Consider the following 23,090-nt stretch of genomic DNA (forward strand, 5'->3'; position numbering starts at 1 on the left):
GTGCCTGTTCGGCCGGGCCGTCGGTCCCCGCGCGGTTCAGCCCAGCCGGGCGTCGGTTCCGCGCGGGCCGGCCGGGACGGCCTCCGCGTCCATGGAGGGGTCCCAGTCGAAGACCACGGAATCCTCCTCCGGCCCGATGTGCACCTCGGCGCCGTCGGTGGCGCCGACCCTGGCCAGTTCCTTCTCGATGCCGAGACGGTTGAGACGTTCGGCCAGGTAGCCCACGGCCTCGTCGTTGGAGAAGTCGGTCTGACGCACCCAGCGGGTCGGTTTGTCCCCTCGCACCCGGAAGGCGTTGTCGCCTAGCGGGATCACCTCGAAGGGGACCTCTCCGATCACCTGAGGACGGATCACGATCCTCGTCGGCTCGGCCGGTGGCGCGGCCTCACGGGCGGCGGCCACCTGCTCCGCCAGGGCGAAGGAGAGCTCGCGCAGGCCTTCGCGGGAGGCGGAGGAGATCTCCATGACCTGGTAACCGCGCTCGGTGAGCATCGGGGTCACCAGCTCGGCCAGCTCCCGGGCCTCGGGGACGTCGACCTTGTTCAGAGCGACCAGACGGGGGCGGTCGGACAGGTCCACCCCGGTGCGCGCACCGTAGGCGGACAGCTCCGCCTCCAGCGCCTCCAGGTCGCTGACCGGATCACGTCCCTGCTCGTAGGTGGCGCAGTCCACCACGTGCAGGAGGGTGTGGCAGCGCTCGATGTGACGCAGGAACTCCAGTCCCAGGCCCCTGCCCTCGCTGGCACCGGGGATGAGGCCGGGTACGTCGGCGATGACGTACTGGACGTGTCCGGCCTCCACCACGCCCAGGTTCGGCACGAGGGTGGTGAAGGGGTAGTCGGCGATCTTGGGGCGGGCGGCGGACATGGCGGCGATCAACGACGATTTACCCGCGCTGGGAAAGCCCACCAGGCCGACATCGGCGATGGTCTTCATCTCCAGGCGCACGTCGAAGGCCTCACCCTCCTCGCCCTTGAGGGCGAAACCGGGCGCCTTACGCTTTCTGGAGGCCAGCGCCGCGTTGCCCAGCCCACCGTTTCCGCCCTTGGCGAGTACCAGTCGGGTGCCGTGGCCGACCAGGTCGGCGATGACCTCACCGTCCATGCGGGTGACCACGGTACCGTCGGGCACCCGAAGGACCAGGTCCTCCCCGTTGGAGCCCGCTCGGTGACCGCCTTGGCCGGGGGTGCCGTTACGGGCGGTGCGGTGCGGGCGACGCTGATAGTCCAGCAGGGTCGCGGTCTGGGCGTCCACCTCCAGGACGACGTCCCCTCCCCGGCCGCCGTCACCACCGTCCGGGCCGCCCAGGGGCTTGAACTTCTCCCGGTGCACGGAGGCACAGCCATGCCCGCCGTTCCCGGCCCTGACGTGCAGGACCGCCTCGTCGACGAAGTCTGGCATAGCTCTCCCCGTTACTCTTCGGCCCCGTCTCGGGGCCTGACAGGACACACGTGTCATCCAGTGACAACGCGAGAGGCGGGCCAGTGTTCCCTGGCCCGCCTTCACAACGTCCGCACAGCCCTATTCGGCGGCGGGAACGATGTTGACGGCCTTGCGTCCGCGGAAGTTACCGAACTTGACCTGACCGTCGACCAGTGCGAACAGGGTGTCGTCGCCACCCCGTCCGACGTTGGCACCGGGGTGGAACTTGGTGCCGCGCTGACGGACCAGGATCTCGCCGGCGGAGACGGCCTGGCCGCCGAAGCGCTTGACCCCGAGCCGCTTGGCGTTCGAGTCACGACCGTTCTTGCTGGACGAAGCGCCCTTCTTACTTGCCATTGTGCCAGGCCTCCTACTTCGCCGCGATGCCGGTGATACGCACCTGAGTGTGCTTCTGGCGGTGGCCCAGGCGCCTCTTGTAACCGGTCTTGTTCTTGTACTTCAGGATATTGATCTTGGGTCCCTTGGTCTCGCCGAGGACCTCGGCGGTGACCGTGTAACCGCTCAACTTGTCCACGTCGCTGACGACGTTGCCGTCCTCCACGACGAGGATGGGCTGCCACTTGATGGTGGCGCCTGTCTCCTCGGAGACCCTGTCGATGGTCAGGACGTCGTCGACAGACACCTTCTCCTGTCGGCCGCCCGCTCGCACGATCGCGTACACCGGGTAACTCTCTTCCTGCTCGCTCAACGAATAATGCTCGGGACCATCCCCAAGACGCGGGGTCCGGGGTCCGGGGTCCGTCAGTGCCTGTGCCCAGGCCTGCCGGGAGGTTCGTCTCCCCTGGTCGGGGAGAAGCCTCGTTCCACGATCCACTGATCGCCTGTAGCGGGGCGCGGGGATCTGAGGGAAACAAACCCTGCGTGGAGAGCACTTTCGGTATCGGGGCGCGCGATTGTGGTGAAACGCGCCGACGCACCGTCCCTCAGATTACCACCGGCCGACCCCAGGCCCGCACACGTGCCGTGGTCCGGCCCTGGTGGATACCAGGGCCGGACCACGGAAGGGCTCATCGCCCCGGACTCAGCCCGCGTCCACGGCGGTCGGCGGGGTGGCCGCCGACCTGGTGCGCCGGGTACGGCGGCGCCTGGGGCGTTCGGTCGTCTCCTCCTCGGAGGAGGTCTCCGTGCCGGTGCCCTGTTCATCGGAGGCGTTCGTGACGGCGTCCTCTCCGTCCTCGTCCGAGGACGCGGATCCGTCCGCATCGGACACGGCGGGGGCGCTCGTCCGACCCGAGGTGGCACGCCGGGTACGGGTCCTCCTGGCCGGGGCCTCCTCGGAGGGCTCCGAGTCCCCCTCCGGGGAATCCGTCGCCTCGGTCCGCTCCTCGGTGGAGTCCGCGTCCTCGGCGGGCGCGGAGGGACGGCCGGCCTCGTCCTCGGCCGTGATCTCCTCCTGCTCCTGCGCGTCGGCGGCCTTACGGGAGCGGGAGGTCCGCTTACGGGTCTTCTTGGCCGGCTCGGCGCTCTCGGCGGCGGCCGGGGACCGCTCGGGTGTGCGTTCCGAATCCGAGCCGTCCGCTCCCGTGTCCGTCTGCTCGGACCTGCCCGACGCCTCCTCCGACTTCCCGGAGGACTTGTCGGCCTTGGCGTCCTTGTCAGAGGACTTGTCGGCCTTGCCCTTCTTCTTACGGCCGTTACCGTTGCCGTTGCCGTTGCCGCCGTTCTTGCCTTCGGCCGGCTCGTTGGTGACCATCAGGCCGCGTCCGTTGCAGTGCTCGCAGGTGTGCGAGAAGGCCTCCAACAGGCCCTGGCCGACCCGTTTGCGGGTCATCTGGACCAGACCCAGTGAGGTGACCTCGGCCACCTGGTGCTTGGTACGGTCGCGCGACAGGCACTCCAACATGCGGCGCAACACCAGGTCCCGGTTGGACTCCAACACCATGTCGATGAAGTCGATGACGATGATGCCGCCGATGTCGCGCAACCGAAGCTGGCGGACGATCTCCTCCGCCGCCTCCAGGTTGTTCTTGGTGACCGTCTCCTCCAGGTTGCCGCCCTGGCCGGTGAACTTGCCGGTGTTGACGTCGACCACGGTCATGGCCTCGGTCCGGTCGATGATGAGCGAACCGCCACTGGGCAGCCAGACCTTGCGCTCCAGCGCCTTGTTGATCTGCTCGTCGATCCTGTAGGCGGCGAAGACGTCACGGTCCTCGGTCCAGTGGGAGAGCCGGTCGGCGAGGTTGGGGGCCACGTAGTCGACGTACTCGTGAACGGTGTTCCACGCCTCGTCGCCGGACACGACCAGGCTGGAGAAGTCCTCGTTGAACACGTCGCGCACGACCCGCACGGTCAGGTCCGGCTCGCTGTTGAGCAGGGCCGGGGCACTCGCCGTCTTCGACTTGCGCTTGATGGAGTCCCACTGTTTGGCCAGGCGCGTGATGTCGCGCTCCAGCTCCTCCTCACTGGCCCCTTCGGCGGCGGTGCGCACGATGACACCGGCGCCCGAGGGCATGACCTTCTTGAGGATCTGCTTGAGGCGGGCCCGTTCCTTGTCCGGGAGCTTACGACTGATACCGGTCATCGAACCGCCCGGCACGTACACCAGGTAGCGACCGGGCAGGCTGATCTGGCTGGTCAGACGGGCGCCCTTGTGACCGACCGGGTCCTTGGTGACCTGTACCAGGACCGACTGGCCGGACTTGAGCACCGACTCGATACGTTTGGGCTGGCCCTCCAGGCCGAAGGAGTCCCAGTTGACCTCGCCCGCGTACAGAACGGCGTTACGGCCCTTGCCGATGTCGACGAAGGCGGCCTCCATGGACGGCAGCACGTTCTGTACACGTCCCAGGTACACGTTCCCCACGTAGGAGCGGTGCGTGGAGCGGTCGACGTAGTGTTCGACGAGGATGTCGTCCTCAAGGACGGCGATCTGGGTCCGGTCGCCGATCCGGCGGATCACGAGGTCGCGCTTGACGGACTCGCGTCGGGCCAGGAACTCCGATTCGGTGACGATCGGTGCGCGGCGGCGGCCCTGTTCCCGGCCCTCACGGCGGCGCTGCTTCTTGGCCTCCAGCCGGGTGGACCCGCGCACGGCCTGGACCTCGTCCTCTATGGGCTTGTCCTGCCGCGGCTCGCGCACCCGGACCACGGTGTTGGGCGGATCGTCACCGGCGGTCTCGGTACCGGTGCCGGAGCGGCGCCGACGACGGCGCCGACGACGGCTGCCACCCTGTTCGAGACCCTCGTCGGAGGTCTCCTCCGAGCCGTCGGAGCGGCCGGGGTCCTCGGCGGCGGGTCCCTCTTTCGGTTCCGGCTTCCGCTCGGCCGTCTCCTCGGATGTCTCGTCGGCGGTCTCAGCGTCGCTCTCCGAGCGGGACCGGCCACGTCCGCGGCCACCGCGACGGCGACGGCGACGGCTCGAACGGCCCTCTCCCGTCTCCTCGTCCCCCGCGTCAGGGGACTGAGTCGACTCCTCCTGCTCCTGGTCCTCGGCGGCCTCGTCGGAGGTGGCGGTGTCCCGGTCCCGGGGAGGGGCCTGGCTGGTCACCGGTGGTTGGAAGAGCGTGGCCGGGGCCTGGAAGATACTCCCGCCGACCGGCTCGGTGGCCCGCTCCTCCTCGGCACCGGTCGCCGCGGCCTTGGTGGGGCGGCTGGGGCCGGGAGGCGGAATCGCGTCCTCGTCGGGGCGTCCCGCGGCTCGCACCGTACGCCTGCGCGAGGCGGTGGCCACCTTGGTGTTCACCTTGCCCCCCGCGCCGGAACCGGCGAGAGAGGTGACCGGCATCGTGGGAGGGGCGAAGACGTCGTCCGGTTCGGGGGGTGGTCCAGCCGCGCGGCGAACGCCCTTGGCCGGTGCGGGTGAGGTCACCCGCACCTCGCCACCCCCTCCTGGAGGCACCGCCGCCTTGTCATTGTGTGTTTCAGTTGTACCCGCGGTGCCTTCGGCACCGTTGTTGGGCTCGTTATCGAGCATCCGGGCGGTCTCCCGTCAGAGTCCTCGGGCGCGCAGCGACCTGTCGGTCGGCGGCGCGGCTCACAAGGACTGTCGTCGCTGTGTCAGCGCCGACGGCACCGAGGTGCAGTCGGGGCAGAGTCCTGTGGTTTCGCCCACGTTCCCCGCACTGGAACCGCTCATTCTCGCGGTCCCGTCATGGGCGTTGACGGCCGTGGTGCGCTGTCGCGCCGCTCGTCCGCGTTATCGTCCGCGGGGCCCGGAGCCGTGTGGGCGCCGAGCCGGTCGTGGGTGAGCGGATCCGCGATCGCACCTGTCGTCTCGTCCAGTGGCCCCTGCGCCAGCCGAGTCATCAACGGTGATGACGGCGGCGCGAGGTCGGCCACGTGGCGGAGGCCGGTCAGCACGTCGTCCGGCCGGACAGCAGGTGTCGTGTGCCGTACGACCATCCGAAGTATGGCATATGTCGTGTGGCGTTCCTCTGGGGCACGCCCACGGGAATCAGCGCACACATCGATACGGACCACTGCCGGTCTCGTGTCGAAGCGGCGACGACCCTTCTTCGTCATCCGCTCCACCTCGACGTTGTCGGCGGCCAGGTAGGCGGCCACCGCCTTGGCGGCGTCGTCGGGGTCGACGCCCACCATCTCCACCTGCCATTCGGAGGCCTGGAGCCGATCGGCGAGCCCGGAGTCCCGTGCCTCGACGACCTCGACGATGTCGATGCCCTCGGGCATGGCCCCGTCGATGTCGGCTCGCACACGTGCGGGCGGGCACGTCTTGGCCAAAGTGAGTTCAAGGTACTCCGCCTCGCTGGCGACCCCCGTGGGGGACGCACCAGTGTAGGAGACCTTGGGATGAGGCGAGAAGCCGGCGGAGAAGGCCACGGGTACGGCGGCCCTGCGCAGGGCGCGCTCCAGAGCCCGGGCGATGTCACGGTGGCTCGCGAACCTCATGCGTCCGCGTTTGGCGTAGCGGACGCGAAGCCGTTGTCCGTGCCTGGTGGTGGAGGGTGAGGTGGTGCCCTCGGATACGGGGGGCAGCTCAACTCCTTTCCTCATGCCCCCTGTTCGGTCGCGGGGCGACCTGAAGGGGCTGTTCCTCGTCCTGTTCAGCGTACGGTGCGCGATGGTGCACATGCGCCAACAGGACTACGCATACCGGTATCTCCCCCACTGACCTGCGGTCGAAAAGTCCTCGACGGACCAGAGTGGGCGACGAACCGCTGTTCACCATGAGAACGCGGGGTCCGCTGAAAAAAATCCAAAGAAAATCTGCTTCCGATGGCAACCTCGGACGCACCCCGGGAGTCTTACTACACGTATGGCCCGGCGCGAGCGGGGCGCCGGGCCATACTCCTCGACCTTCCGGGCCGCCTCCCAGGGACGGCGGTACCGGGTCACGGGGACGGACGGCTTCGCTCCCTCCCCTTCCGAAGACCTCCGGCCGTGGCCGGAGGTCCTTTTCGTCTCCGAGCACGGCCGGGGCGGGACGCGGGCTCCCCTCTCCCCGCCGTGACTACTTCACGGTCAGCGGCAGCAGGGGACGGCCCTCCGCCGGGGCGTTGATCTGGATCTCGGTCCCCATGCTGGGGCACACACCGCAGTCATAGCAGGGGTTCCAGCGGCAGTCGTCGACCTCCAGCGAATCCTCGCCGTGCAGCGAGTCCTGCCAGTCCTGCCACAGCCACCCACGGTCGAGTCCCGCGTCCAGGTGATCCCAGGGAAGGACCTCGTCCTCGTCCCGTTCACGAGTGGTGAACCAGTCCACGTCCACGGGGAGTCCGGCCAGGGCCGTCTCGGCCGCCTTCGTCCACCGGTCGTAGGAGAAGTGCTCGCTCCATCCGTCGAACCGTCCGCCGTTACGCCAGACCTCCTCGATCACGCGTCCGACCCGGCGGTCGCCCCGGGAGAGCAGTCCCTCGATGATGGAGGGACGCCCCTCGTGGTAGCGCAGTCCGATGGACCTGCCGTACCTGCGGTCGCCGCGCAACCGGTCACGGAGCTTGCGCAGCCGGGCGTCGATCTCCTCGTGCGAGGTCTGCCCCGCCCATTGGAAGGGCGTCTGGGGTTTGGGCACGAACCCACCGATGGAGACCGTGCACCGGATGTCCTTGCGCCCGGTCACCTCACGTCCGGTCCGGATCACCTCGGTGGCCAGGTCGGCGATGGCCAGGACGTCCTCGTCCTCCTCGGTGGGCAGACCGCACATGAAGTACAGCTTCACCTGTCGCCACCCGGCCGCGTAGGCCGCGGTGACCGTGCGGATCAGGTCCTCCTCGGTGACCATCTTGTTGATCACCCGACGCATCCGCTCGCTGCCGCCCTCCGGCGCGAACGTCAGCCCCGAGCGTCGCCCGTTGCGCGTCAGTTCGTTGGCCAGGTCGATGTTGAAGGCGTCCACGCGTGTGGAGGGCAGGGACAGGCCGGTGTGGGTGCCCTCGTACTTGTCCGCCAGCCCCTTGGCGATCTGTCCGATCTCGCTGTGGTCCGCGCTGGACAGCGACAGCAGCCCCACCTCCTGGAAACCCGAGGCCTTCACACCCTCCTCGACCATCCGGGTGACGGTCTCCTTGTTGCGCTCGCGTACCGGTCGGGTGATCATCCCCGCCTGGCAGAACCGGCACCCGCGTGTGCAGCCCCGGAAGATCTCCACGCTGTAGCGCTCGTGCACGGACTCGGCCGTCGGCACGATCGGGCTCTTGGGATAGGGCCACTGGTCCAGGTCCATCACGGTGTGCTTCTGCACCGTGCCGGGCACGCCCGGCCGGTTGGGCGTGTACGCGGCGATCCGCCCGTCGGGGTGGTACTCCACGTCGAAGAAGCGCGGTACGTACACCCCGCCGGTCGCGGCCAGGCGCAGCAGCAGTCCGTCCCGTCCGCCCGGTTCTCCCTCTTCCTTGAACTCGCGGATGATCTCGGTGATGGCGAGCGTGATCTCCTCGCCGTCGCCCAGTACCACCGCGTCCAGGAAGTCGGCGATCGGTTCGGGGTTGAACGCCGCGTGCCCGCCCGCCAGGACGAGGGGGTGCTCGTCGGTGCGGTCCGCCGCGTGCAGCGGGATACCGGCCAGGTCCAGCGCGGTGAGCATGTTGGTGTAGCCCATCTCGCTGGCGAAGCTCATCCCGAGTACGTCGAAGGCGATCAGCGGCCGGTGTGCGTCCACGGTGAAGTGCGGCACGCCGTGCTCGCGCATCAGCTTCTCCATGTCCGACCACACCGCGTAGGCGCGCTCGGCCAACACGCCCTCGCGCTCGTTGAGGATCTCGTACAGGATCTGTACGCCCTGGTTGGGCACACCGACCTCGTAGGCGTCCGGGTACATCAACGCCCAGCGCACCTGGGTCTCGTCCCAGTCCTTGACCACGGAGTTGAGCTCGCCCCCGACGTACTGGATGGGCTTGCTCACCTGTGTCAGCAGGGGTTCCAGTCTCGGAAAGAGGCTTTCGACGGACATGGTGTGGGCCTTCGCTCGGCGGACATCGTGTCAGAACGCACGGTTCCCGTCGTGGCGGGAGCCGTCACCGGGGCGCATGGTGTGCGCCCGCACGGATATCTCCAGGCTACCGGCGTTCGGGCTCCTCACCCCTTCCGTCCCGGTGCGCCGCCGCTCCCGCCCCGATGGCGCCGTGGAACGGGAGAGCGCCACCGGGGACGGGGCCGACCGCGGATCGGACGTTTCCTAGGCGAAGCTCCGGCGGTGTCGGGAACCCACCCCCAGGACCAGACCCAGGGCGACCATGTTGGCCAGGATCGCCGTACCTCCGTAGGAGACGAACGGCAGGGGCAGGCCCGTCACCGGCATGATGCCCAGGCACATGCCGATGTTGATGAAGGTCTGGAAGCCGAACCAGGCGGCCACGCCCACGCACAGCAGGCGAGCATAGGGCTGTTCGCACTCCTGGGCGATCCGCAGGATCCGCCACAGGATCAACGCGAACAGGCCGATCACCAGCATCGCGCCCACGAACCCCAGTTCCTCCCCCGCCACGGTGAAGATGAAGTCGGTGTGCTGCTCGGGAACGAACCGTCCGTGCGTCTGTTCCCCCTGGAACAGTCCGGTTCCGTTGAAACCGCCCGACCCCACGGCGATCAACGCCTGGTTGGAGTTGTACCCGGCGCCCATCGGGTCGGCCGCCGGGTCCATGAGGGTCGCGAGCCGGTCCACCTGGTAGGGCTCCAGCAGTTCGAACCACCACACGCAGAACGCCGCGACGACCCCGCATGCCAACATGCCCGTGACCCACACGACCGGAGCGCCCGAGAGCGTGAGCATCGCCAGGAAGATCACGCCGAGCACCAGGGTGGTGCCCAGGTCCGGCTGGGCCATCACCAACGCCAGCGGCACCGCCAGCACCACCAGGCAGAACAGTACGTCCCGTGTCATCGGCCGCGCCTCGCCGTCGCGCGGCTCGCCCAGCAGCGTGGCCAGGAGCAGGATCATCCCGACCTTGGCCAGCTCACTGGGCTGGAACTGGAAACCACCGATCACGATCCATCCGCGTGAGCCGTTGATCACCGCGCCGAGCGGGGTGAGCACCAGCACCAGAGCGATCACCGTGCCCAGGTAGACGATGGGCGCGTACGCACGGATCGTCCGGTGGTCGATGGAGGCCACCGCCAGACACAGCACCCACGCCGCCGCCAGGTGGAGCAGCTGACGGCGTAGGTGACCGGTGGAGTCCAACGGGTCGCCGCCGTCCCCCGGCAGGGTCGCCGACCACACCAGCAGGGAGCCCATGACGCACAGGACGGCCACCGACACGACCAGTGTCCAGTCCAGTCGGCGTGCCAGGCCCGCCGCGCTGCGTCCGAGTTCGGCGCCGCGTGTGCGTGATGTTCCCAGGTATGTGCTCATGGCTACCGATCCAGCACGTCGATGGAACCGTCGGGACGGATGGAGGGCAGCTCCTCGGCGGGCTTGCCGCCGGGCAGGAGCGGTCGGGAGGACGAGGCTCCCTTCTCGTCCTCCTCCCCCTCCCCCGCGTCGTCGGAGGAGTCGAAACCGTAGATGCCGTCGTAGATGGCGCGGGCGATGGGAGCCGAGGTCATGCCGCCGGTGCCGCCCTGGGAGACCAGGACGACGATGGCGAACTGCGGATCGTCCGCAGGCGCGTAGGAGGCGAACCAGGAGGAGACCTGGCGTCCCTCCACGTCGGCGCTTCCGGTCTTGCCCGCGATGGACACCTCGTCCTGTGGGAAGTTCGCGAAGGCGCCCCGGGCCGTCCCCTCCTTGGGCACGTCGGTGAGCGCCTTCTGGATGTACCGGAGGGTCTCGTCACCGACCGGCAGGCGGCCGCGTACGACCGGTTCGATCTCCTCCACCTCGGAGCCGTCGGCGGAGACCAGCGCCTTGCCGATGCGGGGCTCGTACAGTGTGCCGCCGTTGGCGATGGCCGCGTAGGCGTTGGCGAGCTGTAGCGGGCTGACCAGGACGTCGCCTTGACCGATGGCGAAGTTGATGGCCTCGTTGGCCCTCCATTCGAAACCTTCCACGCACTGTTCGTACGCCAGGAGTTTGAGGTAGTTGGCACGTGAGGGATCGCTTTCGGCGACCTCCGGATAGCCGTGCTCGCCCCGGTAGCAGTTGTTCTCCCGTGTCTCCTGCCAGAAGGTGCGCTTCCAGTCCCTGTCGGGGATGCGCCCGCCGGTCTCGTAGGGTAGGTCGATCCCGGTCGGGGAACCGAACCCGAAACCGCGGGCCATGTTCGCCATGGCCTCCTTGGGTTCCTCCTCCGGGTGCAGCCCGCCGTCCTCCTTCCACATCTGGTAACCGAAGTTGTAGAAGACGGTGTTGCAGGAGATCACGATGGCCCTGTGCAGGTCGAGCGACCCCTGCCCCTGGCCCTCGTAGTTCTCGTAGCTCTGCCCCGCCAGGGACACGGAACCGGGACAGGCGTAGGTACTGCGCAAGGAGTACCCGTTCTCCGCCGCGGCGGCCAGAGAGGAGACCTTGAACGTCGAGCCCGGCGGGTAGGTGCCCTGGACCGCACGTGAGAGCAGTGGCTCACCGGCGTCCTCGCTGAGCATCCTGTCGAAGGTCTCCTGGTCGATACCGCCACGCCAGATCGCCGGGTCGTAGGTGGGCAGACTCGCCATGGCCACCACTCCGCCGGTGCGCACGTCCAGGACGACGGCCGCGCCGGAGTCGGCCTTGTAGCGCGGCCGTGCGTTGGCCATGCCCTCGGCCAACGCCTCCTCGGCGATCTTCTGCACACCCAGGTCGATGTGGGTGACCAGGTGCTTTCCGGGTTCGGGAGGCGTCTCGGAGATCACGTCCATGACCTCGCCGTGGTTGTTCACGCCGAGAACACGCTTGCCCGCCGTGCCGCGCAGCTGCGCGTCGTAGACCGCCTCCACCCCGTCACGGCCCACCTGGTCGATACCGGTGAACTGGGTCCGCAGGTCCTCGCGGGCGTCGAGTTCCTCCTGGGTGACGGGCTGGAGGTAGCCGAGCATCTGTGAGCCGTGCTCGCCCTGGGGGTACTCGCGCACGGCCTGGACCTGGGCGCTGATACCGGGGAAGTCCTCGGCGCTCTCCATGATCTTCAGGGCGACGGCCGGCTCCACGTCCTCGGCGAGCGTGACCGGTTGGTACGGAGAACCAGGCCAACAGGGACGGCTCACCTCCGGACCGCACAGGCGCATGCGCTGCCGGAGTTCCTCCAAGGGCACGTCGAGCACCTTCGACAGATCACCGAGGACCTTCTCCCCGCCGTCCTCCATGCCCAGGAGCTCGTGGTAGTCGGCCGAGACCACCAGCTCCGCCCGGTTGCTCACCAGGGAGCGTCCACTGGAGTCGAGGATCTGCCCACGCGTGGCCGGGATGAGGAGCTGCTGGTGGTGGTTGGCCACCGCCAGGTCACGGTAGTGCTCCGACATCGGGATCTGTAGGTACCACAGTCGTACGGCCAAGAGGGCGAAGAGCGCCAGGACCAGGATCTGGGCGAGGACGAGTCCGATCATGCCCAGCCTGCGCCCGGGAGGCTCGAATTCTTCGACGGGTGCCTTGAGCACGGCTCACCACCTCCCCGGAGAGACAAGGCCCTGGATCGTGGTGTGCTCACCGCCGGAGAGCGCCTCTCGCATGCGCAGCAGCGGGAATGTGGCCAGGGGAGAGATCAGGCCCGTCAGTACGGCTCCCACGAGGATGTTGACCACGGCGGAGATCAGCGACACCCGGGGATCCCCCATGAGCAGGCCGATCGCCGCGTAACCCACGCCCACGCCCGCGGCGGTGACGGCCGTGGTGCCCGCCACCGCCCACACCGAGGGTCTTCCGCCCAACGCGCCGACCGCTCCGGTGTTCCTGTGCAGCAGGGCCAGGGTGTAGGCGGCCAGGCACAGCACCAGGGCGTAGCGGCCCAAGGCGTGCTCGGCGGGCGGCAGAACGTCCACCGCCAGTCCGGCCGCGAAACCGCATCCGGCCGCGGCCGCGGGGGTGGTCGTCAGGGCGACCGCGACGACCATCGCGATCACCAGGTCGGGGCCGGCTCCCCATTCCAACGGAAGACGGTTGACGACCGTGGTCTGGACGATGATCGCGACGGCGACCAGGAACAACGTGGCCGTGGCCCTCATGACCGATCCCCTTCCTCTTCCTCGGGTCGAGGCGGGAGCACGGAGTCACGTGGATCCCGCTCGGGGCCCTGGACCACCACGCCCACCACGTCCAGGGAGGCGAAGTCCACGGCCGGTGTGACGCGGGCGACCCGGCTGAGCTCGCCGGGCGCCACCTGCACCTGGTCGACGGTTCCGATGGGAACGCCGGGGACGAAGGGCGCGCCCTCGTGCGAACCGAGGGTGACGACCCTGGTGCCCGCCTCCACCGGCGTCTCCAGGTCGAACAGCCTCAGGGTCAGCGCGGCCTCGGGCCCGCCCGGGACACTGCCACCGTTGACCACACCGATCTTGCGGCTGCCCTCCAGTCGGGCGCCGACCGCCGAGTCGACGTCGGTGGCGAGCGTGACGGTGGCCGTGCGTCGACCGGCTTCGGTCACACGTCCCACCAGCCCGGAGCCGTTGACCACGGTCATGTCGGGCCGTACGCCCGCGTCGGTGCCGACGTCGATGGTGACCGTGTCGGCGTAGCCCCTCGCCGTGACACGGGTGACGGCCTGGGCGGTGACGATCTCGTAACCGCCCAGGCCGGCCAGGCCCAGGAGTTCGTCGAGCTGTTCGGCCCGCTCCTCATCGATGCGCGCGGCCTGGAGTTGCGCCTTCAGATCGGCGTTGGCCTTCTCCAACTCCGCGACGCGCTCGGCGGATTCGGAGCGCATCCCCTCACGGAGGGCCGTCACCGGCGAGGCCGCCCATCCCACCCCCGCCGCCACGGGAACGAACACGAACTCACCGCCGACACGGGCGGCGGAGGTGACCGGGTCGCTTCCGGGACGGGAGTCCAGGACGAGCAGGGCCACGGCCAGCGTGACCAGCACGGCGAGGAACAGTCGAGATCTGGGTGAGTCACGGAACATGTCATCGCCGCCGTTCTGGAACGAGGACCTGGTGGAGGCGTTCGTAGTTCTCGACGCAGGTGCCCGAGCCGACGGCGACGCAGTCGAGCGCGTTGTCGGCGATGTGGATGGGCATCCCGGTCTCGTGCAGGAGCCGCTCGTCCAGTCCTCGCAGCATGGCGCCGCCCCCGGTGACGGCGATACCGCGGTCCATGATGTCCCCCGACAGTTCCGGCGGGCACTTGTCGAGGCTGATGCGCACCGCGTCGATGATGGCGGTGACGGGTTCGTCTATGGCCTGGCGCACATCGGCCTCGGACAGGACGATGGTCTTGGGAAGGCCGCTGACGAGGTCGCGTCCGCGCACCTCGGCGCGGACCTCCTCGGCGCCTGTCGGGTAGGCGGAGGCGACGGCGGTCTTGAGTTCCTCCGCCGTGCGCTCCCCGATCATCAGGGAGTACTCCTTCTTGACGAAGGTCGTGATCGCCTGATCCAGCTCGTCACCGCCCACGCGGATGGACTGCGAGGTGACGATGCCTCCCATGGAGATGACGGCGACCTCGGTGGTACCGCCCCCGATGTCCACGACCATGTTCCCGGTCGGTTCGTGGACGGGGAGCCCCGCTCCGATGGCGGCGGCCATGGGCTCCTCGATGATGTGGACCCTACGGGCGCCCGCCTGGAAGCCCGCCTCCTTGACCGCGCGGTGCTCCACGGAGGTGATCCCGCTGGGGACCGCGACGATGAGCCGGGGCTTGGCGAAGTGACGCCGACGGTGGACCTTTTGGATGAAGTAGCGCAGCATGCGCTCTGTGATCTCGAAGTCGGCGATGACGCCGTCCTTCAGGGGGCGGATGGCCGTGATGTTGTTCGGTGTGCGGCCGATCATCTGTTTGGCCTCGATACCGACGGCGACGATCCTGCCCGTCGAGGTGTTGAGCGCGACCACCGACGGCTCGTTCAGAACGATGCCGCGGCCGCGCACGTACACGAGAGTGTTGGCGGTGCCAAGGTCAACGGCCATGTCCCGGCCGAGAAAAGCAAGGTTGTTCGGCATGTAACGTCCCCAGAGGCGCCGTGTCGGGCGTGGTTGCACGGAACGACCATACGTAGTCGTTCCAGTACGTTAGGTATCCAGTCCTCCGCATCGTAACGGTCAGCACTTAGACAGTTACGCAAACACACCGAATTGTTGCCTCGCAGCAGACGAACCGTGCGAAGTCGTCACGAACGACGAAGCCGCGAGTCCCATGTCAGGGGGCTCGCGGCCTTTTCTCGTCGTCTTCGGGACCTACAGGTCGGGGAAGAAGAGCTTGATCTCGCGCTCGGCGGAGTAGGTGGAGTCCGAACCGTGCACGATGTTCTGCTGCACCTCCAACGCGAAGTCCCCACGGATGGTGCCGGGGGTGGCGATCACCGGGTCGGTGGCGCCGGCCAGGGCACGGAAGGCCTCGATCGAGCGTTCGCCCTCGACGACCATGGCCACCAGGGGGCCACTGGTGATGAACTCGACGAGCGAGTTGAAGAAGGGCTTCTCGGCGTGCTCCTCGTAGTGCGCCTTGGCGGTCTCGGTGTCGAGCGTGCGCAGCTCCATCGCGACCAGGCTCAGGCCCTTGCGCTCGATACGCGAGATGACCTCGCCGACGATGTTGCGGCGGACGCCGTCCGGCTTGATGAGTACGAGAGTGCGCTCCACGTGCGTGTCAACTCCTCACTGGGGTTCCGCGTGGCGCAGATGGGCGTCCGCACGCGGAAGATTCGGGTGATGGGTCCCGGACACGGGGACCAAGGTGGGGAATCGCTCCCGGACCGGCCGCCCGCGTGGACCTGCGTCACACTATCGCGTTTGCCGGGACCGCGCGGAGGCCGCCTCGTCACCGGCAGGCCCGTCCTCCTGGGTCGTCTCGGCCGCGGCGCGTGCCTCGTGCGCGGCCTTCATCGCGTCGGTGCGACGACCCATGACCACACCGGTGACCCACAGGGACACGAAGACCACCGCGATCAGCATCGCCCCCGACACCAGGAAGGAGGTGAACAGGAACGCGGCCTGCAAGACCCAGCCCGCGTAGTGGGCCCAGCGGTACTTCTGTAGGCCCGCCAGGACGAGGGCGGCGGCGGCCATGCCGCCCCACAGGCCCCCGGCCATGGCGGGGGCCATCCCCTCCACCGCGATGGCCACGGGCACGAAAAGGCCGATAACGATGGCCTCGAAGGCCAGGATGACGGCGCAGACTACGCGCACGGCGGGTTCCCTTCGTCGTGAGTCGCCGTTCCGTCACTCCCCCGCGCCGCGGAGCAGGTGGACGGCGTCACCCGCGGTGACGACCGAGCCGGTGACCAGAACACCGATTCCGCCGAACTCGCCGCTCTCCTCGACCAGGCCCACGGCCTGGTCGATGGCGTCGTCGAGTCGGGCGGCCACGTGCACGCGGTCCTCACCGAAGACGTGCCGGGCCGCGGCCGACAGTTCCTCCGGCTCCAAGGAACGCGGTGAGGAGTTACGGGTGACGACGATCTCGTCGAGTAGTGGTTCGAGGGGATCGAGAATCCCCTCGATGTCCTTGTCGGCCATGATCGCGACCACTCCGACCAGCCGGGAGAAGGTGAAGGCCTCCTCCACGGCCGCGGCGGTGGCGATCATTCCTGCGGGGTTGTGCGCGGCGTCGACGATGATGGTCGGGCTCGTGCGCACGACGTCCAGGCGCCCCGGAGAGTCCACCTCCGCCAGGGCCTCGCCGACGATCGTGGGATCCAGGCCCACGACGTCCTCGCCCGAGGAGGCGAAGGCCTCCACCGCGGCGACGGCGACGGCCGCGTTCGCGGCCTGATGTGCCCCGAACAGGGGGAGGAACAGGTTCTCGTAACTACCGGTGAGGCCTTTGATCGAGATCTGCTGGCCCCCGACCGCCATCTCGCGGGAGGTGACACCGAACTCGAGACCCTCCCTGGCCACCTGGGCCCCGACCTCGGCGGCTCCGAGATGGAGGGCCTCCGCGGCCGGCAGCGGCTGTTGGGCCAGCACCGCCACGGAGTCGGGTTTGATGATGCCGGCCTTCTCCTCGGCGATGCCCTCCAACGTGGCGGGCAGGTATTCGGTGTGGTCGATACCGATGGGTGTGACCACGGCGACGTCTCCGTCGACGACGTTGGTCGCGTCCCACCGGCCGCCCATGCCGACCTCGACCACGGCGACGTCCACCGGCGCGTCGGCGAAGACGGCGTACGCCATGGCCGTGAGGAGCTCGAAGAACGACAGGGGCGCGTCGTTCATCGCATCGGCCATCTCGACGTAGGGGCGGATGTCGTCGTAGGTCTCGACGAACCGCGCTTGTGAGATGGCCTCCCCGTCGATGACGACGCGTTCTCGCACGGTGCGCAGGTGCGGACTCGTGTAGCGGCCCACACGCAGGCCACGCGCACGCATGAGCGCGTCGATCATGCGTGCGACGGAGGTCTTGCCGTTGGTGCCCGTGACATGGATGACGCGGAAGTTGCGCTGTGGATCTCCGAGGAGGTCCAGCAGGGTGCGGATCCGGTCCAGTCGAGGATCGATGTCGGACTCGGGGGTCCGGGAGAGTATCTCCGCGGTCACCTCGGCGTAGCGCTGCTCGGTGCTGGTGTCACTCACGTCGTCTCGGTGTCTCGCGCGTTCGGGGTGTACACCTGCGCCAGTGTACGCGCCTCATCGGAGCGCGGGCCCCCGGGCAAAGGATCCGGTGACCTACGCCGCAAGACCATACTGTTGCCATGCCAAGTCTTGACCCCTTCTTCGGCGAGTGGACCCGACGGGACCCCGGCACGACCCGCAGCCTGGAACGCGCCGAAGCGCTGATGCGCCTTCTGGGACTGGACGCCGAACGTCCGCCGGTGCTGGGGGTCGTGGGTTCCAAGGGCAAGGGCGCCACCGCGACCACGGCCGCGGCGGCGCTCTCGGCGGCCGGACTGCGCACGGTACTGGTCACCGGTCCGAGCTTCCGTGCCTATCGGGAACGTGTGCGGGTGGACGGAACGTCGGTGACCGACGCCGAACTGGACGCACTGGGCTCCCGTATCGACGCCGCCCGACGGAGGCTTCCGCCGGTGGAGGCGTCGGGGGGATACCTGGCGCCGAGCGGACTGTTCCTGATCGCGGGCCTGGTGCACGCTCGTGAGGTGGGCGCGCACGTGTGCGTGCTGGAGGCCGGGATGGGCGGTCACCGTGACGAACTGCGTCTGGTGGGCCCGGAGGTCGTCGCGATGGGAAGGGTCTTCGCCGAGCACGTGGGGGTCCTCGGCTCCACGGTGGAGGAGATCGCCGGGGAGAAGGCCCGTGTGACGGGGGAACGGACCCGTGCCCTGGTGCGCCTGCCGCAGACCCCCGAAGTGGCCGCCGCGATCGACGTGGCCCTGGAGGAGCGCACCGGCGGCCGTGTGCGCGCCGAGATGGTCGATCCTCGTTCGCCCGGGGTGGAGCCGCCGCCCGAGCTGCGTCCACCGGGACTGTCCGCCGCCTCGGGGGTGCTCGGGACGGCCGCCGCCGCTCGGATGCTGGACTACATGGGACTGCCCGCCTCGGACAGGAGGCGACTGCACGCGGTGCTGCGGACCGTGCGTCTGCCGGGGCGGCTCTCCCTTCACCCCGTGCCCGGTGGGAGGACGGAGGGCGAGGCACCGGGCACGGAGGTCCTGGTGGACTCGGCCATCGACCGCGACGGGGTCGCCGCCGCCCTGGCCCACGCGTGTGACCTGTGGGGCGGAGTGGACCACGTGCTCGTGTGCCTGCCCGACCACAAGGACGTCTCCGGCGCCGTGCGGGCCCTGGGCGACCTTCCCGTGACCGCCGTGCGTCTGCCCGAGGCGCATCTGCGCTTCGATCACGCCCTGCCCGGCCACTGGGGACGCATGGACGCCGAGGATCTGTCCCCCGCCGCCCTGCGCGCGGTCGGCCGACGTGTGCTCGCTCTGGGCACGGTCTACTTCACCGGACGGGTCCTGGAGGCCGTGGACGCCCCCACCGACCGGCTCTTCGGTGGATGACGGGGACGGCGCTCCCGAGCACCGTCCCCGCCCGGATCCGTCCGTCGGGACCTCCGTCCCTCCCGGCTAGCTGCCGTCGCCCCGGCCGGGTCTGTACTCGGGCTGGGACTGGGGGTTGAACTCCTCCATCCGCACACGTTCGGCCACGCGGAAGCGGGGATCGTCCAGCTTGAGCACGTCGAGCCCTCGGGTGATGTCGGAGGAGTACACGTGACCGTTGTAGTAGTAGGCCGACCAGGAGCCGCCCAGCACGAGGCGGTTCTCGTTGATCGGGCCGCGGTCGAAGTAGCCGATCTCCTTCGGGCTCCTCGGGTCGTTGAAGTCGATCACGGAGACGCCGCCCTGGTACCAGGCCTGCACGAAGAAGTCACGGCCGGGGACGGGGATGAGCGAACCGTTGTGCGCCACACAGTTCTCGGTGGTGGACTGGTGCCGGGGCAGTTTGTAGTAGCCCTGGAACCGGAGTTCGGGGGCGTCCTTGTGTCCGTCGATCTCGTAGACGGCGTTGGCCCCGCGCTCGGGGCCGACCGCCTCGGTGCAGGTGGCGCCGCCACCGCCTCCGAGTTCGTCGGTGAACAGCACGGTCCTGCCGTCGTTGGTGAAGGTCGCCGAGTGCCAGAACGCGAAGTTGGTGTCGCGTACCACGTCGGTGACGACCGGGGAGGTCGGGTCGGAGATGTCCATCAGGACGCCGTCGCCCATGCACGCGCCCGCGGCTATGTCGTACTCGGGGTAGACGGTGATGTCGTGGCAACCCGAGGTGTTGGTGTTGCCGCCCTCGGGGAAGAGCACCGGGGCGTCGATGAGCGCCGCCTTGGAGGGGTCGTCCAGCGGAACCTCGATGATGGAGATCTTGTCGTGCGGGGGCTGACAGTGGGGGAAGTTCACCGACGGCGAGTACGAGGACACGTACACGTACTCGTGCTCGCCGTCCTTGCCCGGGACCAGCGTGTTGGTGTGCGAACCGCAGTCCGTGCGCACCGCGGCCACGTACCGCGGATTCGCCTTGTCGGAGATGTCGAAGATCCGGATGCCCTCGAACCCGTCGGGGTCGGTCGTGGGAACGGCGGGCGCACCGCACTCGGTACCCGCGCGCGGGTAGTCGACCGAGAAGTACAGCAGGTCCCCACTGACCGACACGTCCCCCTGGCCACCGGGGCACAGCACCTCGGAGACGATCCTCGGGTCCTCCGGCTCGGAGATGTCGTAGATGACGAAACCGTTGTAGTTGCCGCCGATGGCGTGGTCTCCGCTGAAGGCGAGGTCGGAGTTGTAGTCGCTCATGACCTCGGTCTTGGGGACGTTGGCCACGTGGGTGACGTTGGGGCTGGTTTCCGCGTCGCTGACGAACGTGTCGTCCGCCGAGGCCGACGCGGGGCCGAGAAGACCGACCATGAGGACGGCTGCTCCGGCCAGGGCGAGACCCGTCGGTCCACGCCCGACGGTCCGGGTTTCAGGGACGAGGGGAGAGGGCGCCATTCTGTGTACTCCCGAATCCTGTGGAAGGGAAACAGGGAAAAGGTACACAGTTCAACATCTATGCGCATAGAGGGCGACAAAAGAAAACTCTCCATGAGCCCTATGTCGCCCCTGGTCCTCCCTGGTCACGCACAATATCTCCTAGAGGAGAAAGTGTCATCGCGTGAGGATATCGTCGATAATTCAAGGGTTGTGTTTGGCACGTGATCAGTGTGAAGGAAGTGACGGCTGAGATTGCGGATTGAACTCCTCCAGGCGCACTCTCTCCGCTTCGACCAGACGCGGATCGGTGAGTCTGAGCACGTCGAGCCCACGCTGGATCTCGGAGGAGTACACGTGACCGTTGTAGTAGTAGGCCGACCATGAGCCCGCCATGCTCAGGCTCTCCGGATCCCACGGTCCTCGGTCGAAGTAGGCGATCTCCTCGGGGTGGTCGGGGTCGGTGAGATCGATGACCGAGACGCCGCCCTGATACCAGGCCTGCACGAAGAAGTCACGGCCGGGGACGGGGATGAGCGAACCGTTGTGCGCCACACAGTTCTCGGTTTCGGCCTGGTGTCGAGGCAGTTTGTAGTAGCTCCGGAACCGCAATTCAGGCCCCGCTCCGCCGTGGTCGACGGCATAGACGGCGTTCGCACCGCGCTCGGGTCCGGTCTTCTCGTCACACGTGGCCGCGCTGCCGCCTCCGAGTTCGTCGGTGAAGACCACGTGACGGGCGTCGTTGGTGAGGGTCGCCGAGTGCCAGAACGCGAAGTTCTCGTCCTGGACCCGCTCGGTGACGACCGGGTTCACCGGGTCGGAGATGTCCAGGAGCACCCCGTCTCCCATACAGGCCGCGGCCGCGATGTCCCGTTCGGGATAGGCGGTGATGTCGTGGCAACCCGAGGTGTTCTTGTGCGCCTCCTCGGCGAACAGTCTCGGCTCGCTGACGACCGCAGCCGCGGCGGGATCGTCCAAAGGCACCTCGACCACCATGATCTTGTCGTGGGGAGGCTGACAGTGGGGGAAGTCCACCGACGGCGAGTACGAGGACACGTACACGTACTCGTGCTCGCCGTCCTTGCCCGGGACCAGCGTGTTGGTGTGCGAACCGCAGTCCGTGCGCACCGCGGCCACGTACTGCGGATTCGCCTTGTCGGAGATGTCGAAGATCCGGATGCCCTCGAACCCGTCGGGATCGGTGGCCGACACCGCCGAGGCACCGCACTCCTCGTTCGCCCGCGGGTAGTCGACCGAGAAGTACAGCAGGTCCCCGCTGACCGACACGTCCCCCTGACTGCCCGGGCACAGGACCGTGGAGACGTGCCGGGGTTCCTCCGGCCGAGAGATGTCGTAGACGGCGAAACCGTGGTAGTTGCCGACGATGACGTGGTCACCGGTGAAGGCCAGGTCGGAGTTGTGGGCGGCGGGGCTGTCCAGGGCCTCGGCCTTGGGCAGATGGGCCACGTGCTCGATACCCCCGCCCGTGCTCACGTCGTCATCGACCCGCGTTCCGGTGGTGAACATGACCGCGACCAGCAGGGGCACGGCCCCGAGCACACCCCGGCGAAGCCGCCTTCCGTTCCCTGGCACCATCGCCCCCACCCCCGATAACACGGAACGCACCCATGTGACTACTTGGTGTTGTACTCCCCTTGTGCGCGGGCACACCAGGCGAAACGCCGGGAAGGGACATCTCACACCAGGAAAGACATACGCCGCACAGGAGCCCAAAGAGCGTGCTTGACCAGGAAAAACGAAACGAAACGGCGCCCATCCGGCGACAGAGCTGGACAAAGCGAGGGGGAAGTGAGTAGAAAACCCGCAGGACGTTACTTTCAGGGACACCCGGACCACGGACACCGCGGTACGCCCGCGCCCACCCCATCGGAGGACACCTCGTGCGTCGCCTGGCATTCACGGCCGGAACCGCTCTCCTGTTGCTCGGGGTCTCGGCCTGCGCGGACGACCGCGGGCAGGGGTCGGCCAATGTCATCGCCCCCGGTGCGCCCGGCGCGTCGTCCTCCCCCGCGACGGAGGAACAGATCGCCGCCCTGGCCGAGGAACAGGGCCACAACGAGGCCGACGTCATCTACCTGGTGAAGATGATCGGGCACCACGCACAGGCGCTGGAGATGACCGACCTGGTTCCGGAGCGCCATGAGCGCGAGGACATCGAACGTATCGCCGATCGCATCGCCTCCGCCCAGGCACCGGAGATCACCGCCATGGAGAGTTGGCTGGAGGAGAACGTCTTCGGACCGGCCAGGGAGAATCCGGCCTACCAGAACTTCTGTGGGCTGGAGGGCGAGGGCGCCCACCAGCACGGCCGAAGTGGTGACGCGCTCGCGTGCGACCTGGACATCGACCACGACGACATGCCCGGCATGGCCTCGCGGGAGGAGATGGAGCGACTGGCGGAGGCCGAGGGCGACGAGTTCGACCGGCTCTTCGTGGAGTTGATGACGGTCCACCACGAAGGTGCCGTCACCATGGCGGAGGAGGTTCTGGCCGAGGGCAGGGACCAGACGGTGCTGAGGATGGCCAACGACGTGATCGCCGAGCAGAACGCGGAGATCGCGCGTATGGAACGGGTGCTGGAGGGCTGACCCGCGAGGAAGGCCTCGACGGTACCGGGGCGTCCCGGGCGGAGCGCCCCGGCGGGATCGTCGTCGTGTCGTGTCGGACGAGTACGGACCTCAGGCGGATTTCTCCTGGCGGGCACCACGCACCTGCCCCCGCGGCACGATCGTGGGATTGACATTGTCCACCACCGTCTCCCCACTGATGATCACCCGCCCCACATCCTCCCGCGACGGCACCTCA

Annotated in this window: 18 protein-coding genes; 2 read left to right on the plus strand and 16 right to left on the minus strand. The window is 68.4% G+C overall.

The genetic code is table 11. The annotated features are described in order from the left end of the window. Positions 1-36 precede the first annotated feature (36 nt). From obgE to PFX91_RS02000, 14 genes are all read right to left on the minus strand, one after another. Entirely contained in the window at positions 37-1,401 is a 1,365-nt protein-coding gene (obgE, locus tag PFX91_RS01935; protein ID WP_285728923.1) for a GTPase ObgE, read from the minus strand. A gap of 120 nt (positions 1,402-1,521) precedes the next feature. Further along, the gene (gene rpmA, locus PFX91_RS01940) at positions 1,522-1,779 is read right to left on the minus strand and encodes a 50S ribosomal protein L27 (protein ID WP_285728924.1); all 258 of its coding nucleotides are present in this window, start codon (positions 1,777-1,779) and stop codon (positions 1,522-1,524) included. A gap of 13 nt (positions 1,780-1,792) precedes the next feature. Continuing rightward, complete coding sequence (gene rplU / locus PFX91_RS01945) at positions 1,793-2,104, minus strand: 50S ribosomal protein L21 (RefSeq protein ID WP_285728982.1); 312 nt, start codon at positions 2,102-2,104, stop codon at positions 1,793-1,795. Positions 2,105-2,464: 360 nt separating this feature from the next. Further along, a complete protein-coding gene (locus tag PFX91_RS01950; RefSeq protein WP_285728925.1) occupies positions 2,465-5,356 on the minus strand; it encodes an Rne/Rng family ribonuclease in 2,892 nt (963 codons plus the stop codon). Between the two features lie 158 nt (positions 5,357-5,514). Continuing rightward, the gene (locus PFX91_RS01955) at positions 5,515-6,291 is read right to left on the minus strand and encodes a TIGR03936 family radical SAM-associated protein (protein WP_285728983.1); all 777 of its coding nucleotides are present in this window, start codon (positions 6,289-6,291) and stop codon (positions 5,515-5,517) included. Between the two features lie 562 nt (positions 6,292-6,853). Further along, complete coding sequence (locus tag PFX91_RS01960) at positions 6,854-8,791, minus strand: TIGR03960 family B12-binding radical SAM protein (RefSeq protein ID WP_285728927.1); 1,938 nt, start codon at positions 8,789-8,791, stop codon at positions 6,854-6,856. A 225-nt stretch (positions 8,792-9,016) separates the two neighbouring features. Continuing rightward, positions 9,017-10,192, minus strand: a complete 1,176-nt coding sequence (gene rodA / locus PFX91_RS01965; protein WP_285728928.1) for a rod shape-determining protein RodA — start codon at positions 10,190-10,192, stop codon at positions 9,017-9,019. A 2-nt stretch (positions 10,193-10,194) separates the two neighbouring features. Further along, a complete protein-coding gene (gene mrdA / locus PFX91_RS01970; protein WP_285728984.1) occupies positions 10,195-12,300 on the minus strand; it encodes a penicillin-binding protein 2 in 2,106 nt (701 codons plus the stop codon). A gap of 54 nt (positions 12,301-12,354) precedes the next feature. After that, positions 12,355-12,915, minus strand: coding sequence for a rod shape-determining protein MreD (mreD, locus tag PFX91_RS01975; RefSeq protein ID WP_285728929.1), 561 nt, complete (start codon positions 12,913-12,915; stop codon positions 12,355-12,357). Then, positions 12,912-13,811 (minus strand): rod shape-determining protein MreC, encoded by a 900-nt coding sequence (gene mreC, locus PFX91_RS01980; protein WP_285728930.1) that lies wholly within the window; start codon positions 13,809-13,811, stop codon positions 12,912-12,914. The genes mreD and mreC overlap by 4 nt, the downstream gene beginning before the upstream one ends. 1 nt (position 13,812) lies before the next feature. Beyond that, positions 13,813-14,847, minus strand: coding sequence for a rod shape-determining protein (locus PFX91_RS01985; protein WP_285728931.1), 1,035 nt, complete (start codon positions 14,845-14,847; stop codon positions 13,813-13,815). A gap of 234 nt (positions 14,848-15,081) precedes the next feature. Continuing rightward, a complete protein-coding gene (gene ndk / locus PFX91_RS01990) occupies positions 15,082-15,486 on the minus strand; it encodes a nucleoside-diphosphate kinase (protein WP_285728932.1) in 405 nt (134 codons plus the stop codon). A 141-nt stretch (positions 15,487-15,627) separates the two neighbouring features. Further along, positions 15,628-16,032 (minus strand): DUF4233 domain-containing protein, encoded by a 405-nt coding sequence (locus tag PFX91_RS01995; protein ID WP_285728933.1) that lies wholly within the window; start codon positions 16,030-16,032, stop codon positions 15,628-15,630. A 33-nt stretch (positions 16,033-16,065) separates the two neighbouring features. Beyond that, on the minus strand, positions 16,066-17,418 hold the full coding sequence (locus PFX91_RS02000) for a bifunctional folylpolyglutamate synthase/dihydrofolate synthase (protein WP_285728935.1): 1,353 nt from the start codon (positions 17,416-17,418) through the stop codon (positions 16,066-16,068). A 119-nt stretch (positions 17,419-17,537) separates the two neighbouring features. On the opposite strand from PFX91_RS02000, the gene PFX91_RS02005 reads away from it, so the two are divergent. Further along, on the plus strand, positions 17,538-18,806 hold the full coding sequence (locus tag PFX91_RS02005; protein WP_285728936.1) for a folylpolyglutamate synthase/dihydrofolate synthase family protein: 1,269 nt from the start codon (positions 17,538-17,540) through the stop codon (positions 18,804-18,806). Positions 18,807-18,872: 66 nt separating this feature from the next. Here PFX91_RS02005 and PFX91_RS02010 read toward each other — a convergent pair whose 3' ends face one another. Together PFX91_RS02010 and PFX91_RS02015 are read right to left on the minus strand one after the other, a co-directional pair. Further along, the gene (locus PFX91_RS02010) at positions 18,873-20,285 is read right to left on the minus strand and encodes an LVIVD repeat-containing protein (RefSeq protein ID WP_285728937.1); all 1,413 of its coding nucleotides are present in this window, start codon (positions 20,283-20,285) and stop codon (positions 18,873-18,875) included. Between the two features lie 207 nt (positions 20,286-20,492). Then, complete coding sequence (locus PFX91_RS02015; protein ID WP_502888231.1) at positions 20,493-21,860, minus strand: LVIVD repeat-containing protein; 1,368 nt, start codon at positions 21,858-21,860, stop codon at positions 20,493-20,495. A 305-nt stretch (positions 21,861-22,165) separates the two neighbouring features. Here PFX91_RS02015 and PFX91_RS02020 point away from each other — a divergent pair, with 305 nt between their 5' ends. Beyond that, on the plus strand, positions 22,166-22,873 hold the full coding sequence (locus PFX91_RS02020; RefSeq protein ID WP_285728938.1) for a DUF305 domain-containing protein: 708 nt from the start codon (positions 22,166-22,168) through the stop codon (positions 22,871-22,873). Positions 22,874-23,090 lie beyond the last annotated feature (217 nt).

This window comes from Nocardiopsis sp. ATB16-24 (genome assembly GCF_030271535.1).
Taxonomy (GTDB): Bacteria; Actinomycetota; Actinomycetes; order Streptosporangiales; family Streptosporangiaceae; genus Nocardiopsis.

Coding starts and splice junctions, on each gene's coding strand:
- obgE (WP_285728923.1), bottom strand. CDS start 1,401: ATGCCAGACTTCGTCGACGAGGCGGTCCTGCACGTCAGGGCCGGGAAC.
- rpmA (WP_285728924.1), bottom strand. CDS start 1,779: ATGGCAAGTAAGAAGGGCGCTTCGTCCAGCAAGAACGGTCGTGACTCG.
- PFX91_RS01950 (WP_285728925.1), bottom strand. CDS start 5,356: ATGCTCGATAACGAGCCCAACAACGGTGCCGAAGGCACCGCGGGTACA.
- PFX91_RS01955 (WP_285728983.1), bottom strand. CDS start 6,291: ATGAGGTTCGCGAGCCACCGTGACATCGCCCGGGCTCTGGAGCGCGCC.
- PFX91_RS01960 (WP_285728927.1), bottom strand. CDS start 8,791: ATGTCCGTCGAAAGCCTCTTTCCGAGACTGGAACCCCTGCTGACACAG.
- rodA (WP_285728928.1), bottom strand. CDS start 10,192: ATGAGCACATACCTGGGAACATCACGCACACGCGGCGCCGAACTCGGA.
- mrdA (WP_285728984.1), bottom strand. CDS start 12,300: ATGATCGGACTCGTCCTCGCCCAGATCCTGGTCCTGGCGCTCTTCGCC.
- mreD (WP_285728929.1), bottom strand. CDS start 12,915: ATGAGGGCCACGGCCACGTTGTTCCTGGTCGCCGTCGCGATCATCGTC.
- mreC (WP_285728930.1), bottom strand. CDS start 13,811: ATGTTCCGTGACTCACCCAGATCTCGACTGTTCCTCGCCGTGCTGGTC.
- PFX91_RS01985 (WP_285728931.1), bottom strand. CDS start 14,847: ATGCCGAACAACCTTGCTTTTCTCGGCCGGGACATGGCCGTTGACCTT.
- PFX91_RS02005 (WP_285728936.1), top strand. CDS start 17,538: ATGCCAAGTCTTGACCCCTTCTTCGGCGAGTGGACCCGACGGGACCCC.
- PFX91_RS02010 (WP_285728937.1), bottom strand. CDS start 20,285: ATGGCGCCCTCTCCCCTCGTCCCTGAAACCCGGACCGTCGGGCGTGGA.
- PFX91_RS02015 (WP_502888231.1), bottom strand. CDS start 21,860: ATGGTGCCAGGGAACGGAAGGCGGCTTCGCCGGGGTGTGCTCGGGGCC.